The following is a 16,643-nucleotide window of genomic DNA, read 5'->3' on the forward strand; positions in this document are numbered from 1 at the left end:
ATTTTCTTTTAAAAGCATTTGGATCGGTCAAATTTGACTAGCGGCGCGTCAAATTTGGTTAAATATATGATTAACGCTTACAAATGTATTTTTAATTTTTTTATTAGTATTTAATTTTAATATTTATATAATCGCGCCATAATTTCCTAAAAGGAGAAAAAATGGAATTCCTAACCAGTTTGAGTGAAAGCACGCAGTTCACTCTCCAACTAATAGTCGTACTCGGATGTCTGTTCTACGGCGCTAAAAAAGGCGGTATGGCGCTTGGCGTACTAGGCGGCATCGGCCTTGTTATCTTGGTATTTGCATTCGGTATGAAGCCGGGCAAGCCCGCTATCGACGTTATCCTCACGATCCTAGCCGTCGTCGTAGCAAGCGCTACTTTGCAAGCTGCGGGCGGTCTTGACGTTATGCTTCAAATCGCGGAAAAAGCGCTAAGAAAAAATCCTAAATTCGTCTGTATCCTAGCCCCTCTTTGCGGCTGGACGCTAACGGTTTTATGCGGCACCGGACACACGGTTTATACGTTACTTCCGATCATTTACGACGTATCTATCAAAAGCGGCATCCGTCCGGAAAGACCGCTAGCCGCTACCACGATCTCGTCTCAGCTAGCTATCATCGCTAGCCCGGTTTCGGTTGCTGGCGTATCTATGGTCGCCGTTTTGCTAGGCACCGGTACCGTTCATATCGACGGCTTTACTAGCTACGTAGATCTACTAAAAGTCACTATCCCGTCTACGTTTATCGGTATGCTTATCATCGGTACTTACTCGATCTTTAGAGGTAAAGACCTAGATAAAGACCCTGACTTCCAAGAGAGGATCAAAGACCCTGAGCAAAGAAAATACATCTACGGCTCAGACGAATCTCACTCTCTAATCGGCGTAAAACTCCCTGCTAAACAGTGGAACGTTATGTGGATATTCCTAGCTACCATCGCTATCGTGGCGGTTCTAGGCTACTATAAACAACTCCGCCCTAGCTGGACTAGCAACGTCCCTGGCAAATCTATCGAAATCGTAGTAGATAAAAAAGTAGTTAAAAACATCACCGTAAAAGACGGTCAAGTAGTCTCTACCGTAGATAGTAGTAAAGTCGTCTCAAACGTAAAAGACAACAAAGTAAAAGACGCTACTAAATTTACGAACGTAGAAGTCCTAGATAAAGACAAAAAAGTAACTCAAACCATCGTACTTCAAGACGGCAACGTAGTTATCACCAAAGAGGGTAAGACCGAAACCGTCGCAAACGCTAGCATCGTAGTAAAAGATACTATGAAAAAGACCGCCCCTCTAGGCATGGTCGATACGATCCAAATTTTCATGCTTTTAGCCGCGTCCATCATGATGATCTACTCAGGTATCAAGGCTGCTAAGATCGCTCAAAACGAGATCTTCCACAGCGGTATGGTTGCGCTAGTAGCGATCTACGGCATCAGCTGGATGGCAGATACTATGTTCCACTCGCACATCGAGATGCTAAAAGGCTCTCTAGGAGAGGTGATGAAGGCCTATCCTTGGATGTATATCGTCGTAGGTATGCTGATTTCTAAGTTCCTAAACTCTCAAGCAGCAGCCGCCGCGACGTTCGTACCGCTTGCTGTTCAGATCGGCGTGGATCCTGGCATCATCGTCGCGTTTGCTACGGCTTGCTACGGATACTTCATCCTTCCTACATATCCGAGCGACCTTGCCGCTATCCAGTTTGACCGCTCAGGTACGACAAAGATCGGTAAATACGTCATCAACCACAGCTTCATCATCCCTGGCCTTATCGGCGTGTTTAGCTCGTGCGCAGTGGGTTGGGTGCTAGCTAACCTTTACGGATTTATTAAATAATCTTGCCTTGCGAGACTTGCTTCGGCTTGTCTCGCGAGCGCTTTTGAGAGAGATTTGAAATTTTAAGTCTGCGGCAGACTACTTGTCTAGCCTTGACTTAAAATTTCTGCACAACTCTCAAAATCATCTCACGATACTTCGCCTTGACTTTTTATAGTCAAATTTCAAATTTACAAATTTTACTTGCCGAGACCTGCATATTGAAAACTCAAATTTAAAATTTGCGGCGCGATAGCGCCAAATTTAAACCTGCACGCAGTGCATCAACATCTCACGTGCAGTGGGGTTGGAGAGGGTGTGGGAGAGGAAGGGGCGACGCTTCGTAAGTAGAACCCCTTCCTCTCCCAAAGAAAAGAAAAACAGAGTGATTCATTAAAAAGCTCGTTTGTTTAGCTTCACTGCGTTCGCTACCGTCGCTTCGCTTGAGGCCGCTTTGCTCGTTACGAGACGGCAACAAGTTGCCCCTACGAAGAAAAGCGTCGTAGGGGGAGGGGATTAAAAAAAAGGGGGGGGGGTGGGGAGCGACTTCGCCATTCAAGCCCCCACCCCCTTTACAACAAAGTAAAAAACAACCTTAGATGGTTGTTTTTTACTCAAAGAACTTAATTTACAATGCTAAATTTGATAAAACCAAATTTAGCGCCTTAAAGATGCGGGTCTCGGCAGGTAAAATTCTAAAATTTATCCAAATTTGAGCGGCACAAATTTGATCCCAAATTTAACTTCAAATTTTACAGCCAAAAACGCAAATTTAAATTTCACTTCAGCCTATCGCCGAATTTTTGTTTGTCGCTCATATAGACGAAACTTAGCACCTCGGCGACGGCGCGAAAGAGTTCTGCCGGGATCATATCGTTCACCTCGCACATCTTGTATAGCTCGCGCGCTAGCGGCGGGTTTTCTACTATTTTGACGTTGTTTTGCACTCCGATTTGCTTGATGCGAAGCGCTAGAAAATCCACGCCCTTAGCGAGGATCACGGGCGCTTTTTCCTTTGTTTTATCGTAGCGAAGAGCGATGGCGTAGTGGGTCGGGTTGGTGATGATGACATCTGCTTGCGGGATATTTTGCATCATCCTGTTGCGCGTGGCTCGCATTTGTAGCTGGCGGATGCGACCTTTTACCTGCGGGTCGCCCTCCATCTGCTTGTACTCGTCCTTGATCTCCTGCTTGCTCATTCTTAGGTCGCGAAAATACTGAAAACGCACGATCAGCACGTCAAGAAGCCCGATGATAAACATCACGATGAGCATCACGGCGGCTAAAATCAGCATCTTTTCTTTTAGCCATGCCAGCTGCGCCGCCATCGAGAAAAACAGCGTGTGGGGCAGCTCTTTGATGAAGCTAAAAAACATCAAAAACCCGACCGTAAAAACCGCCGTGACCTTGAGCACCATTTTGATGCCGTCTATCAGCTTTTTGAGCGAAAAGAGATTTTTGAGCCCTTTTAGCGGGTTGATTTTGTTTAAATTTGGCTCCAAAGGCTTAGTGGTAAATATAAATCCAAACTGCATGAGGTTAGCGACGACGCCCGCGATCGCGATGCAAACGGCGATAGGCAGGATGATGAGCAGCGTGCGAAATATCGTCGTGATCGCGACGCTAAAGAGTAGCTTGCGCGTAAATTCCTGCCCGATGAGGCTTTGATAGTAGTTATACAGCGTGAAAAACTGATCGCCGATGAAGCCAAGAAGCGCCACAACGACGAAGATCGCGACCGCGAGCGTGACGAAGCCGGCTAAATCTTGGCTTTTGGGGACGTTGCCGTCCTTGCGCGCGTCTTCGATCTTTTTGGAGGTGGGTTCTTCGGTTTTTTCTTGGTCTTCGCCTGCCATCTCTATCCTGAATTTGCTTAAATTTGGGCGATTATACCTAAAACGAGGTTAAATTTTACGCTACAATTGCCTAAATTTAAAGGAGGAAAATGCAAAAGCTTGACGATCACGTAAGCGAGTGGTTTGGACAGATGAGGGCGCGTAATGAGGCTGCTGCGGATCACTTTAAAAGCCGTAAAATCCCCTACGACGAGTCAAATTTGATAGAAGTTTTGTAAAGCTCGCAGGATAAATTTGACCTTATTTGGGCTGCCGTTGCCCTGCGCGAGCTAGGCACGCCGCGCGCGATACCTGCTCTAAAAGGCGCCGTCAAATTTAAAAGCCTAGACGTGCAAGGTAATGCGGCTCTAACGATCGCGTTTTTAGCAGACGGCGGCGAGAACGGCTTTTTGGCGAGTTTACTTTCTGGCAAAGAGTACCGCGCTAAATTTTACGCGATGACAGGGGTTTTGTATAAAGAGGACGCGGCGCACTCGGCTTTGCCTTTTGTTTTGGAGTATTCGGCCGGGGTGACTAAAGGCGGTAAGGCGCTTGCTAAAACGCCTTGCGAAGGGCTAGACTGGCTATATCTAGCTAGATACGGCTCGCATTTGCCGCAGGCGCAAGAAATTTTTGATAAAATAAATAAAAACAGGAAGCATATAGATGAAAGTATCTTCACGGCCCTTGCAGGAGAATTCCCGCGAATTTTAACGATCTGAAAAACCGCAAAAAAGCGAAACCGAACTGCTTTTGGACGAGTGCGGCGAGGTTTTGGCCAAACTAAAAAAGAAAAAGTTAAGCGAGCGCGAGTTTTTTGTGCGAGTTGATAAAACTGATGGCTTTTTCGATACCGCAAATTCCTTATGAAATTTGGCTCGAAAAATGTATAGAAAGCGGCGACGTAGGGGGCTTTAAACGACCTTGTTTTTCAGTATACTAGAAACGAGCTACTGCCCGGCTGCGAGAGCGGATACGATCAGTGCGAGAGACTGATACATATGTTTCTTGCACTAGCGTGCGGCGATATGAGTGGCGCGAAAAACGTAATGACGCACTCTATGCCGCCTAGTACGAACGGATATAGATTTTTGTGCGTGATGAGCGATCTGGTTTCGGCGCTGCTATGGGACGATAAAAAATCGCTTGAGCCCGCACTCAAAAAAGCGCGTAGATTTGCGGACTCCAAAAAGCCGATAAACGAAAGAGAAGCGGTAAAATTTATCATAGCGCTACACGAAAAAGACGCGGCCGCGATGAGCGAGAGTTTGAGTAATTTTTGCGTAAAAGTCACCAGAACCGCCGCGCCGCAATTTGAAAAGAGGATTAGCTTTTTTGCGCACGGACTTTACGCTTTGGCGCATTATCTTTTGCCTTTTGAGATTTTTGAGCGCATTTGCTTGCCGAAAGCTAAAAATTTCAATGAAAATTACGCAAAAAGGCTTTTGAGCGGCAAGCCGACTCAACCCAAATTATATTTTAGCTTTCCGCCAGAATTTGAAGTTTTTAATCAAATTTTAAACGCTTTGCCGGCTAAAACCGTGCTTCATCAGCCTTTTGACGGGCCTTCGCCGAGCGATCAAATACGCTTATTAGGTCACGATACGATGGTTGAAAATTTGGCGGATGAAATTTTAAAAGCTAGGACATTAAACCAAAATTTATAAATTTTTGGGTATCATCCGTCTCTTACAACCAACAAAGCTCCCCAAGTCTTTTGAAATCCAAAAGCGCTTTTTGGTCTTACCAAATTTAGAAAGGTAGAGTATGTCAAAATACGCTATATTTAAGCACGGCGGCAAGCAGTATCGCGTCAGCGAAGGCGAATATCTTAAGCTTGACCATTTCAGTGCTGAAGCAAAATCATCAGTCGAGATTACGGACGTTTTGTGCGTAAACGACGGTGAAGTAAAGGTAGGCGCGCCGTTCGTAAAGGGTGCGAAAGTCGTTCTTGAAGTCGTAAACGAGGGCAAGGATAAAAAAGTCGTTATTTACAAAAAACGCAGACGCAAAGACTCAAAACTAAAACGCGGTTTTAGAAGACAGTTTACGCGCGTAAAAGTCGTAAGTATCGCAGCTTAAGGAGATAAGAAATGGCACACAAAAAAGGTCAAGGCTCAACCCAGAATAACCGAGATTCCATCGGACGACGCTTAGGCGTTAAAAAATTCGGCGGCGAATTCGTTCGCGCGGGCAACATCATCATCCGCCAGCGCGGTACCGCTACTCACGCGGGCAGCAACGTCGGCCTAGGCAAAGATCACACGATTTTCGCGCTAATCGACGGTTTCGTTAAATTCGAAAGACTAGATAAAAATAGAAAAAAAGTTTCAGTTTATCCTGCTGCGTAATCCTTGGGGCGAAAGCCCCTTTTTCTTTTAAAAATATCCAAAATTCTATAATAAAAAATAATCTTCGCGTTGTCAGTTAAATTTTAAAATTTGACAAATTACTAAAATTTGTCTTGCGTTATTTGCATAAATAACGGCGCTTGGCAAATCGTTTGAACTTTTCGGCAAATCAAATTTTAATCAATAAACCGATATAATCCGAAAATTTCGCAAAATAACGAACTAAAAATAATAGAATAAAATTTAAAAACTAAGGCAAAAAATGTTTATAGATAGCGTAAATTTAACTCTAAGCTCGGGTCACGGCGGAGCTGGCTCAGTGAGCTTTCGCCGCGAAAAACACGTGATTTTAGGCGGACCGGACGGTGGCGACGGTGGCGACGGCGGCGACGTGTATTTCGTCGCCGACAACAACACTCACACTCTAGCGGCGTATAAAGGCAAAAAAGCCATGCGCGCGCAAAACGGCGAGGCGGGCACGGGACGCAGAATGCACGGCAAAAGAGGCGAGCACCTCGAGCTCATCGTGCCTCCCGGCACCGCGGTGCTAGATGCCCAGACGGGCGAGTTGCTCTGCGACTTAACTAGCGAGGGGCAGCGCGAGCTGTTTTTAAAAGGCGGCAAAGGCGGGCTTGGCAACGTGCACTTTAAAAGCTCGATCAACCAAGCTCCAGAATACGCGCAAAAAGGCCTAGAGGGCGAGACGCGCGAGGTCAGATTGGAGCTAAAACTCATCGCCGACGTTGGGCTCGTAGGCTTTCCAAACGTGGGCAAAAGCACGCTGATCTCGACCGTCTCAAACGCCAAACCGCAGATCGCAAACTACGAGTTTACCACGCTCACGCCAAAGCTCGGCCTCGTCGAGGTAGACGAATACAGCGGCTTTGTCATGGCCGATATCCCGGGTATCATCGAGGGCGCAAGCGAAGGGCGCGGGCTTGGCGTGCAGTTTTTAAAGCATGTCGAACGCACGAAAATTTTGCTTTTTATGCTCGATCTTGCGAACTACCGCAGCCTTGAGGAGCAGTTTGACGCGCTGAGGGCCGAGACGGCGAAATTTTCCGGAGAGCTTGCAAAAAGAGACTACGCGATCGCTCTAACTCGCGCGGACGCGGCCGAAAATTTGCAGGAAAAATTTGACGCGTTTTTGTCGCATTTGGGGCTTTCGGGCACGGCGGGTGAGATGAAATTTAAACAAGATATTTATGAGCTTGACGCCGCCAAGCCGTTTTTTGTAACGCCGATCTCCTCGGCGACGGGACAAAATATAAACGAGCTAAAATTTAACTTGCTTGAGCTATTGAAAAAGGAGCTCTAAGCTATGAGTAAAAACAAATCTAACATAGTTTTTATGGGTACGCCCGAATACGCGGCTAAAATTTTGCGCGCGCTTGCGGAAGCGAAATTTGAGATTGCGGCCGTATTTACGCAGCCTGATAAACCCGTCGGCAGGAAACAAATTTTAACTCCGAGCGAGGTGAAAACTTACGCGCAGCAGCACCTGCCCGCAGTGCCGATTTTTCAGCCTGCGACACTCAAAGACGAAGCGGTCGCGGCACAGATAAAAGAGCTAAAGCCTGATTTTATCGTGGTTGCCGCATACGGTAAAATTTTGCCGCAGGCCGTACTTGATATCGCGCCTTGCATAAACCTACACGCTTCGATCCTGCCCAAATACCGCGGCGCAAGTCCGATCCAAAGCGCGATTTTGGCTGGCGAGAAGCAGACGGGTGTGACGGCGATGCTCATGGACGCTGGGCTTGACACTGGTGATATGCTTGATTTTGCCTACACGCCTTGCGAGGATAAAACGGCGGCACAGCTGTTTGACGAACTGGGTGATCTAGCGGGTGAGCTGATAGTGCGAGTGCTGCGAAATTTTACAAATTTGACGCCGCTTAAGCAAGAGGGCGCGCAGGCTACGCACTGCAAAAAAATAAGCAAAGCTGACGGGCTTTTTGGCTTTGAGGAAAGCGCACGGCAAATTTATAATAAATTCCGCGCGCTAACGCCCTGGCCGGGGATCTATCTAGCTAGCGGACTTAAAATTTTGGAACTAGAGCTTTTGCACGAATCCCGTGGGTATAAATTTGAACGCGCGGGCGAAATTCTGCACGTTGATAAGCTCGGCTTTTGCGTTTCTTGCGGCGAGAGCGCGGTTAAGATCATAAAGGTGCAAGAGCCCGGCAAAAAGCCCGTGGACGCTAGTGCGTATCTAAACGGCAAGCGCCTTGGCGTCGGCGATATAGTGTCGTAAATTTGAGCCGAGCGAAGCTTGCCTTGTAAATTTAACGATACGAATGCGCTCGCAGCGTAAAATTAATCAGCAAATTTAAAAGGAATAAAATTTGAGAATAGAGTTCGCAGATAGCGTCCCCTCTACGCAAAAAGTTTTAGTCGAGGGGCTACGAAACGGCGAAATACAGCCTCCTTTTGCGCTAGTGGCAAAGGAGCAGACGCAGGGTATCGGCAGCAGAAACAATACGTGGAGCGGGCTGGAGGGCAATCTATTTTTTTCATTTTGCATGAGCGAGACGGCGCTACCCGGCGATCTAAAAGGCGAGTCGGCGTCGATTTACTTTTCGGTGATAATGCGCGAAGTGCTCGCGGCTCGCGGCTCGAAAGTCTGGCTAAAATGGCCGAACGACTTTTACGTCGGCGATAAAAAAATCGGCGGAACCTTGACGACGAGAGTCGGCGAAATTTACGTTTGCGGCATGGGTATAAATCTAAAAAACGCGCCCGAAAATGCCGGAATTTTAGATATAGACGTGAGTCCTAGCGTTGCGGTCGGAGAGTTTTGCAAGAGGCTGCAAACGGCTCCGTCTTGGGCGGAAATTTTTAAAAAATTTGAGAGCGAATTTGAAAAATCAAGAGAATTTATCACGCACTTTGAGGGCGAAGAAGTGGCGCTCAAAGACGCAAAACTCCTATCTGACGGCTCTTTGGACATAGGCGGACGAAGAGTTTTTTCGCTCAGATAAATTTGCTTAAATTTAACGTAAAATTTAATATTTTTATGAAATATCGGTGGGGACGAGCCGCGAAATTCTTTCAGAAATTTTAAAGCCGAAACTAAACTTGGACAAAGTAAGTTTTCTGTAGAATTAATCAGTTAAAAAACAAAAATTTGGAAAATTCTCATGTGTGAAATTATAACTATCGCAAACCAGAAAGGTGGCGTCGGAAAGACTACCACGGCGGTAAATTTGGCCGCATCGCTAGCGGTAGCCGAAAAAAAAGTCCTACTCATCGACATCGATCCGCAAGCAAATGCGACGACAGGAATGGGCTTTAGCAGAAACGACTACGAGTACAACATCTATCACGTCCTCACCGGTCGTAAAAAACTCTCTCAAATAGTGCTAAAAACCGAGATACCGACGCTTTTTCTAGCGCCTTCAAACATCGGTCTCGTGGGTATAGAGCAAGAACTAAGCGAGCAGAGCAAAGACTGCCAAAAGATACTAAAAAGCAAGATCGAAGAGGTCGAGGGGCAGTATGATTTTATCATCATCGATAGTCCTCCGGCGCTAGGCAGTATCACCGTAAACGCCCTAAGTGCTAGCGATAGCGTGATAATCCCGATCCAGTGTGAATTTTACGCATTAGAGGGGCTTGCACAAATTTTAAATACGGTCAAAATCATCAAAAAAACCATAAACCCAAAGCTAAATATCAAGGGCTTTTTGCCGACTATGTACAGCTCACAAAATAACCTAGCCAAGGAAACCGTGGCAAATTTAAAGCAGCATTTTGAAAATAAGCTGTTTAAAACCAAGGACGGCGACGGCGACTTCGTCATAGTGCCGAGAAACGTAAAACTCGCCGAAAGCCCAAGCTTTGGAAAGCCTGTGATACTATATGACATAAAATCGCCCGGCTCGCAAGCATATCAAAATTTAGCGTATTCGATTTTAGGCTAAAAGATGGCGAAGAGAAGTTTGGGGCGCGGACTGGGCGCCATACTAGAAGACGTCGAGCTTGCATACAAGGCCGAGCTAAACGAGGGCAACAGCGATATAGTAAAGGATATCGATCTAGACCTGATCGTCGAAAATCCATATCAGCCGCGTAAAAATTTCGACGAGACTGCGCTAAGGGAGCTTAGCGAAAGTATCAAAAGACACGGACTCATCCAGCCGATCATCGTCATAGAAAAAGACGGCGGATATATGCTAATCGCGGGCGAGAGGAGATTTCGCGCGACTAAACTGCTTGGCGAAAGCAAGATAAAGGCTATAGTCGCTGACATCGAGAGTCAAAGCCTTCGCGAACTAGCACTCATAGAAAATATCCAAAGAGAAGACCTAAATCCGATCGAGCTTGCCAATTCCTACAAAGAGCTTATAGACGAATACAAAATCACGCAGGACGGGCTAGCAAACATCATCCATAAAAGCAGGGTTCAGATAACAAATACCATGCGGCTTTTGAGCCTTAGCGCCGTGACGCAGGAGTACATAAAAGAGGGCAAACTAACGCAAGGGCACGCCAAAGTCATCGTGGGTCTTGAGCCAAACGATGAAAAAACGGCGGTCGATACTATCATCGGGCAGCGCCTTAGTGTGCGCGAGACGGAAAATTTGGTCAAAAATCTAAAAAATAAATTACCGCCTAAAGCAGCACTTAAGTTAGACGAAAGATATCTAGAAAGACTAACAAATTTAAAAGAGATTCTTTCTAAATTTGACATGCCGGTTAAGATAAAAGGCAAAAAAATCACTATCGAATTTGATGACATAGCAGATATCGATAGGCTAATAAACAAGATAAAATAAAAATATTTCTTTAAATTTAGCTTGTTTTATCCTTTTTTTTTGTAAAATAAGCACGGTTTTATTATGCTTAAGAAAATATTAAACTTTAAGGAGATTTGATGTTGGAAATTAATTTGCCGCTAGTCGTCCTAACGGCAGTTATTTTTCTAGGGCTTATCGCCGTTTTAAATTCCATCCTTTACAAGCCTCTACTTAAATTTATAGACGCTAGAAACGATGCGATAAAAAACGACGAAGAGAGCGCTAGCAAAAATACGAGCGATCTTGGCGTGTACGAAGCGCAGATAGAACAGCTCATAGCTGCTGCAAGAAACGAAGCTGGCAAGATCAAGCAGGAAGCTATCAATGCCGCAAAAGATGCGGCCGCTAAGATAGTCAGCGAAAAGCGCGGAGTTTTGGAGGCCGATTATGACGCATTTATCCAAAATTTAAACTCTCAGAAGAGCGATTTTAGAGCTGATTTGCAGCAAAAATTGCCTGAACTTCAAGCTGCTTTAAAAGCAAAACTCGCAAGGATTTAATATGAAAAGCAAAATTTTACTTTTATTATGTCCTTTTGTTTTGATGGCGGACGGCGGATACGACATCGTACCTAGGACGATAAACTTTATCGTTTTTGCTGCGATTTTGTATTATTTCATAGCAAACCCTATCAAGAACGCCTACAAGGGAAGAATCGCCGGTATCGCGGCAAGACTTGATAATATCGAGCAAAAACTAAAAGACTCAAAAGCCAAAAAAGACGACGCTCTAAGGCGCGTAGAAGAGGCTAAAGCAAATGCAGCCAGTCTAGTAGAAACGGCTAGAAAAGAGGCTGTTTTGATATCTGAGCGTATCAAAGAAGAAACCAGACAAGAGGTCGCAAATTTAGAAAAAAGCTTCCAAGACCAAAAAGAATTTGAAAAAAGACGCATGGTTAAGTCCGTCGTGGGCGAAATTTTAAATGAAATTTTTGCAAGCGACAGCGTGAAAATGGATCAAAGCGAGCTTATCAATATCATGCTTAAAAGGGTCGGCTAATGAAAGAACTTATCGCAAAAAAATACGTAAAAGCCCTAGTTAGCGACCTTAGCAAAGATGAGTTTAATAACTTTACCGCTAAGCTACAAGAGATCGCAAACGCATTTGCAAATGAAAAATTTCAAAATATCATCGTTTCGCCAAATTTAAAAAACAGCCAAAAAGCGGATTTCGTCCTGTCTTTAGTCGGTGAGGCGGATCAGAAATTTGTAAATTTCATAAAACTGCTCGGCGAAAATAAAAGACTTGATATTTTGCCTAATATCGTTTCGGAGCTTTTAGCGCAAAAGTCAAAAATGGATAATGTTTTTTACGGCAAAATTTACGGCGGCTCGCAGATCAGCCAGGCTCAAATTTCAGAGCTTGAAAGCAGCTTTTCTAAGAGATTTAACGCAAAAATCATTTTAGAGCCGGTAAAAAGCGACTACAACGGTATCAAGATCAAACTAGACGATTTGGGCGTGGAGGCTAGCTTTTCGGTAGATAGGCTAAAAGCCCAAATGAGCGAATACATATTAAAAGCAATATAAAGGAGAAAAAGCGTGAGTGCAAAAATAAAAGCAGATGAAATCAGCGCCATCATCAAGGAAAGGATTGAAAATTTCAGCCTTAACGTCGATGTAAACGAGACGGGCAAGGTTATATCCGTAGCCGACGGCGTTGCTAACGTTTACGGCCTAAAAAACGTTATGGCCGGCGAGATGGTCGAGTTTGAGAACGGCGAAAAAGGCATGGCTCTAAACCTAGAGGAAAGCAGCGTCGGTATCGTTATCTTGGGTAAAACGGACGGTATCAAAGAGGGTTCGAGCGTAAAACGCCTAGCTAAGCTTTTACGCGTTCCTGTGGGCGATGCGCTAATAGGTCGCGTCGTAAACTCGCTCGGCGAGCCGATAGACGCCAAAGGCCCGATCGAAGCTAGTGAGACTAGATTCGTCGAGGAAAAAGCAAAAGGAATCATGGCTAGAAAGAGTGTTCACGAGCCGCTTCAAACAGGTATCAAAGCTATCGATGCGCTAGTGCCGATCGGCCGCGGACAACGCGAGCTCATCATCGGCGACCGCCAAACTGGTAAAACTACCGTCGCGATAGATACCATCATCAACCAAAAAGGTCAAGACGTTATTTGTATCTACGTAGCGATCGGACAAAAACAATCAACTGTCGCTCAAGTCGTTAAAAAACTCGAAGAGTACGGTGCTATGGAGTACACTATCGTGGTAAATGCCGGCGCTTCCGACGCTGCTGCGCTTCAATACCTAGCTCCTTATGCGGGCGTAACAATGGGCGAATACTTTAGAGATAACTCTCGCCACGCCCTAATCATCTATGACGATCTTTCAAAACACGCCGTCGCATACCGCGAAATGAGCTTGATTCTTCGCAGACCGCCGGGCCGCGAAGCTTATCCTGGCGACGTTTTTTATCTACACTCTCGCTTGCTAGAGCGCGCATCTAAGCTAAACGATAAACTAGGCGCAGGATCTCTAACGGCTCTTCCTATTATCGAGACTCAAGCTGGCGACGTTTCGGCGTATATTCCGACGAACGTTATTTCTATCACCGACGGTCAAATTTTCCTTGAATCCGATCTATTTAACTCAGGTATCCGCCCTGCGATCAACGTCGGTCTTTCGGTTTCTCGCGTCGGTGGTGCAGCTCAGATAAAAGCAACCAAGCAAGTTTCGGGAACATTAAGACTTGACCTTGCGCAATACCGCGAGCTTCAAGCGTTTGCACAGTTTGCGAGCGACCTTGACGAAAGCTCTAGAAAACAGCTTGAGCGCGGTCAAAGGATGGTCGAGGTATTAAAACAGCCTCCTTACAGCCCGCTTGCCGTTGAGAAACAAGTCGTTATCATCTTTGCCGGTACGAAAGGCTATCTAGACGATATTCCGACCGTAGCCGTTACAAAATTTGAAGCTGAGCTTTATCCTTATATCGAGGCGAAGTATCCTGAAATTTTCGAGCAAATTCGAACCAAAAAAGCACTTGACAAAGAGATCGAGGAGCTTTTGCATAAGGCGCTAAAAGACTTTAAAGCGACGTTTGCCGCTAACTAAGGCTAGAATATGTCAAATTTAAAAGATATAAAACGAAAGATCAAGAGCGTCCAAAATACCCAAAAGACGACGCGCGCGATGAAGCTGGTATCTACGGCTAAACTTCGCAAGGCCGAAGAGGCAGCTCGTCACTCTAGGGTTTATGCGCTCAAGATCAACGAAGTTTTATCTGAAATCGCCTATAAGATCAATCAATATCGCTCCGTAAACGCCGAGAGTAAATTTTTCGACGTTAAGGAGAATATCGAGAAGGTCGATATTATATTTGTTACCGCAGACAAGGGGCTTTGCGGCGGTTTTAATATTCAGACTATTAAAACCGTTAGAAATATGATTAACGAATTTAAGGCAAAAAAAGTAAAGATAAGACTTCGCGCGGTAGGTAAAAAAGGTATAGAATTTTTTAGCTTCCAGGGTATAAATTTGCTTGAAAAATACATCGGCGTGAGTTCGTCCCCAACCTATGAGAAAGCTCAAAACATCATAAAAGACGCGATAGACGACTTTATAAGCGGCACAACGGATAAGGTTATTTTGGTGCATAACGGCTACAATAACATGATCTCTCAGCAAATTCGCATAAACGACATCGTGCCGGTCGAGCCGCCGAAACTCGTCGAAGTCGAGACGAATTCTTTGATGGAATTTGAGCCGAGCGACGACGGTAAAATTTTAAACGAACTACTTACGAAGTATTTCGAGTATAGTATGTATTATGCTTTAGTAGATAGCCTTGCGGCTGAGCACAGCGCTAGAATGCAGGCGATGGATAATGCGACCAACAACGCTAAAGAGCGCGTCGCGCAGCTAAAACTATCGTATAACAAGGCTCGCCAAGAGTCTATCACCACTGAGCTTATCGAGATCATCAGTGGCGTCGAATCAATGAAATAATTAAGGAGTATGGATGAAAGGTATCATTTCTCAGGTAATGGGTCCGGTAGTCGACGTCGATTTCACGGATTACTTACCCAAGATCAACGAAGCCGTCGAAGTAAATTTCGAGGTTGAGGGCAAGCAAAATAGACTTGTGCTAGAGGTTGCCGCGCACCTTGGCGATAACCGCGTAAGAACTATCGCTATGGACATGAGTGAAGGCTTAACTAGAGGCCTTGAGGCTACGGCCCTTGGTGCACCTATTAGTGTCCCGGTCGGCGAAAAAGTTTTGGGAAGAATTTTTAACGTTGTCGGCGATCTAATTGACGAGGGCGAGGGTGTAGAATTTGACAAAAAATGGTCTATCCACCGCGATCCTCCACCGTTTGAAGAGCAAAGTACGAAGAGTGAAATTTTTGAAACAGGCATCAAAGTAGTTGATCTTTTGGCTCCTTACGCAAAGGGTGGTAAAGTCGGACTATTCGGCGGTGCCGGCGTCGGTAAGACGGTTATTATCATGGAGCTTATCCACAACGTCGCATTTAAACACAGCGGTTACTCCGTATTTGCTGGCGTCGGCGAGCGAACGCGCGAAGGAAACGACCTTTATCACGAGATGAAAGAAAGTAACGTTTTGGATAAAGTCGCCTTGTGCTACGGCCAGATGAACGAGCCGCCGGGAGCAAGAAACCGTATTGCTCTAACTGGTCTAACAATGGCTGAGTATTTCCGCGACGAGATGGGACTTGACGTTTTGATGTTTATTGATAACATCTTCCGTTTCTCTCAGTCTGGCGCAGAGATGTCAGCACTTCTTGGACGTATCCCGTCTGCCGTTGGTTATCAGCCGACTTTGGCGAGCGAAATGGGTAAATTTCAAGAGAGAATTACGTCAACTAAAAAAGGCTCAATCACATCGGTTCAGGCTGTTTACGTTCCTGCGGACGACCTTACCGACCCGGCTCCTGCGACCGTTTTTGCGCACCTTGACGCGACTACCGTTCTAAACAGAGCTATTGCAGAAAAAGGAATTTATCCCGCGGTTGACCCGCTTGATTCGACATCAAGAATGCTCGATCCTCAAATTTTAGGCGGCGAGCACTATAAGGTAGCTCGCGGCGTACAGGCGGTTTTACAAAAATATAAAGACCTTCAAGACATTATCGCGATCCTTGGTATGGACGAGCTTAGCGAAGAAGATAAAGTTACTGTTGACCGCGCTAGAAAGATTGAGAGATTTTTATCTCAGCCGTTCTTTGTTGCCGAGGTATTTACGGGAAGCCCTGGTAAATACGTCAGTCTTGAGGAAAATATCGCTGGCTTTAAGGGAATTTTGGAAGGCAAATATGATGATTTGCCGGAAAACGCATTTTATATGGTAGGAAACATCGACGAGGCGATAGCAAAAGCTGAAAAACTTAAAGCCTAAATTTAAAGGAAAAAGTAATGAATAAATTACATTTAGAAATCGTTACGCCTGAGGGTTTAGTGTTTTCAAACGATATTAAAAGCGTAGTTTTGCCGGGTAGCGAAGGCGAGTTCGGGGTTTTACCCGGACACGCCTCGCTTATCTCGCTTTTAAAAGCCGGCGTTATAGATATCGAGAGCGAAGATAAAAGTCATGATGCCGTCGCGATCAACTGGGGATATGCCGAGATAAACGAAGGTAAGGCTACGATCCTTGCCGACGGTGCCGTTCATGTGTCTGGAAATTCCGAGAGTGAGATAGCAAATTCATTGCAAAAAGCAAAGGATTTGATCGCTAGCATGAGCAGCGAGAACAACGCTATGGCAGCTGCCGTAGCAAAACTAGATAGTATGGCTCGGACAAGATAGTGGCTGGGCTTGATATTTTTTTGAACTACTTATCAAGAAGTAGTTTTATTACCATATTTGTACT

At 45.4% G+C, this 16,643-nt stretch carries 19 protein-coding genes; 18 read left to right on the forward strand and 1 reads right to left on the reverse strand.

Going from position 1 to position 16,643, the window contains the following annotated elements:
- The first annotated feature begins 161 nt into the window (after positions 1–161).
- Complete coding sequence (locus ACTTJF_RS06145) at positions 162–1,841, forward strand: anaerobic C4-dicarboxylate transporter (protein WP_442551214.1); 1,680 nt, start codon at positions 162–164, stop codon at positions 1,839–1,841.
- A 758-nt stretch (positions 1,842–2,599) separates the two neighbouring features.
- Here the strand turns inward: ACTTJF_RS06145 and flhB are convergent.
- The gene (gene flhB, locus ACTTJF_RS06150; RefSeq protein ID WP_442551215.1) at positions 2,600–3,676 is read right to left on the reverse strand and encodes a flagellar biosynthesis protein FlhB; all 1,077 of its coding nucleotides are present in this window, start codon (positions 3,674–3,676) and stop codon (positions 2,600–2,602) included.
- An 89-nt stretch (positions 3,677–3,765) separates the two neighbouring features.
- Between flhB and ACTTJF_RS06155 the strand changes: the two genes are divergently transcribed.
- The 17 genes from ACTTJF_RS06155 to atpC all read left to right on the forward strand — a co-directional run bounded on the left by ACTTJF_RS06155 (position 3,766) and on the right by atpC (position 16,579).
- A complete protein-coding gene (locus tag ACTTJF_RS06155; protein ID WP_442551216.1) occupies positions 3,766–3,894 on the forward strand; it encodes a hypothetical protein in 129 nt (42 codons plus the stop codon).
- Positions 3,895–4,005: 111 nt separating this feature from the next.
- Positions 4,006–4,377 (forward strand): hypothetical protein, encoded by a 372-nt coding sequence (locus tag ACTTJF_RS06160; RefSeq protein ID WP_442551217.1) that lies wholly within the window; start codon positions 4,006–4,008, stop codon positions 4,375–4,377.
- 279 nt (positions 4,378–4,656) lie between these two features.
- Positions 4,657–5,322 carry a hypothetical protein gene (locus tag ACTTJF_RS06165; RefSeq protein WP_442551218.1) on the forward strand — a complete coding sequence of 222 codons (666 nt, stop codon included), beginning with the start codon at positions 4,657–4,659 and terminating at the stop codon, positions 5,320–5,322.
- A gap of 100 nt (positions 5,323–5,422) precedes the next feature.
- Positions 5,423–5,737 (forward strand): 50S ribosomal protein L21, encoded by a 315-nt coding sequence (gene rplU / locus ACTTJF_RS06170; protein WP_002947447.1) that lies wholly within the window; start codon positions 5,423–5,425, stop codon positions 5,735–5,737.
- Positions 5,738–5,748: 11 nt separating this feature from the next.
- Positions 5,749–6,006: a 50S ribosomal protein L27 gene (gene rpmA, locus ACTTJF_RS06175; protein WP_002943616.1), complete on the forward strand. Its 258-nt coding sequence runs from the start codon at positions 5,749–5,751 to the stop codon at positions 6,004–6,006.
- A 262-nt stretch (positions 6,007–6,268) separates the two neighbouring features.
- Positions 6,269–7,324 carry a GTPase ObgE gene (obgE, locus tag ACTTJF_RS06180; protein ID WP_442551219.1) on the forward strand — a complete coding sequence of 352 codons (1,056 nt, stop codon included), beginning with the start codon at positions 6,269–6,271 and terminating at the stop codon, positions 7,322–7,324.
- A gap of 3 nt (positions 7,325–7,327) precedes the next feature.
- Positions 7,328–8,263 carry a methionyl-tRNA formyltransferase gene (gene fmt, locus ACTTJF_RS06185; protein ID WP_442551220.1) on the forward strand — a complete coding sequence of 312 codons (936 nt, stop codon included), beginning with the start codon at positions 7,328–7,330 and terminating at the stop codon, positions 8,261–8,263.
- 91 nt (positions 8,264–8,354) lie between these two features.
- Positions 8,355–8,990 (forward strand): biotin--[acetyl-CoA-carboxylase] ligase, encoded by a 636-nt coding sequence (locus tag ACTTJF_RS06190; RefSeq protein ID WP_442551221.1) that lies wholly within the window; start codon positions 8,355–8,357, stop codon positions 8,988–8,990.
- A gap of 159 nt (positions 8,991–9,149) precedes the next feature.
- A complete protein-coding gene (locus ACTTJF_RS06195) occupies positions 9,150–9,932 on the forward strand; it encodes a ParA family protein (protein ID WP_122863273.1) in 783 nt (260 codons plus the stop codon).
- Between the two features lie 3 nt (positions 9,933–9,935).
- The gene (locus tag ACTTJF_RS06200; RefSeq protein ID WP_442551222.1) at positions 9,936–10,787 is read left to right on the forward strand and encodes a ParB/RepB/Spo0J family partition protein; all 852 of its coding nucleotides are present in this window, start codon (positions 9,936–9,938) and stop codon (positions 10,785–10,787) included.
- A 98-nt stretch (positions 10,788–10,885) separates the two neighbouring features.
- Positions 10,886–11,308 (forward strand): F0F1 ATP synthase subunit B family protein, encoded by a 423-nt coding sequence (locus tag ACTTJF_RS06205; protein ID WP_002952442.1) that lies wholly within the window; start codon positions 10,886–10,888, stop codon positions 11,306–11,308.
- Between the two features lies 1 nt (position 11,309).
- Positions 11,310–11,807 carry a F0F1 ATP synthase subunit B gene (locus tag ACTTJF_RS06210; RefSeq protein WP_297941738.1) on the forward strand — a complete coding sequence of 166 codons (498 nt, stop codon included), beginning with the start codon at positions 11,310–11,312 and terminating at the stop codon, positions 11,805–11,807.
- On the forward strand, positions 11,807–12,337 hold the full coding sequence (locus ACTTJF_RS06215) for a F0F1 ATP synthase subunit delta (protein WP_442551223.1): 531 nt from the start codon (positions 11,807–11,809) through the stop codon (positions 12,335–12,337). The genes ACTTJF_RS06210 and ACTTJF_RS06215 overlap by 1 nt, the downstream gene beginning before the upstream one ends.
- Before the next feature lie 12 nt (positions 12,338–12,349).
- Complete coding sequence (atpA, locus tag ACTTJF_RS06220) at positions 12,350–13,867, forward strand: F0F1 ATP synthase subunit alpha (protein WP_002952438.1); 1,518 nt, start codon at positions 12,350–12,352, stop codon at positions 13,865–13,867.
- Between the two features lie 9 nt (positions 13,868–13,876).
- A complete protein-coding gene (gene atpG / locus ACTTJF_RS06225) occupies positions 13,877–14,761 on the forward strand; it encodes an ATP synthase F1 subunit gamma (RefSeq protein ID WP_442551224.1) in 885 nt (294 codons plus the stop codon).
- A gap of 13 nt (positions 14,762–14,774) precedes the next feature.
- Complete coding sequence (atpD, locus tag ACTTJF_RS06230; protein ID WP_002947477.1) at positions 14,775–16,172, forward strand: F0F1 ATP synthase subunit beta; 1,398 nt, start codon at positions 14,775–14,777, stop codon at positions 16,170–16,172.
- 17 nt (positions 16,173–16,189) lie between these two features.
- A complete protein-coding gene (atpC, locus tag ACTTJF_RS06235; RefSeq protein ID WP_002952434.1) occupies positions 16,190–16,579 on the forward strand; it encodes an ATP synthase F1 subunit epsilon in 390 nt (129 codons plus the stop codon).
- The last annotated feature ends 64 nt before the right edge of the window (positions 16,580–16,643 follow it).

The sequence above is a fragment of the Campylobacter sp. genome (assembly GCF_052170435.1).
Classification (GTDB): Bacteria; Campylobacterota; Campylobacteria; order Campylobacterales; family Campylobacteraceae; genus Campylobacter_A.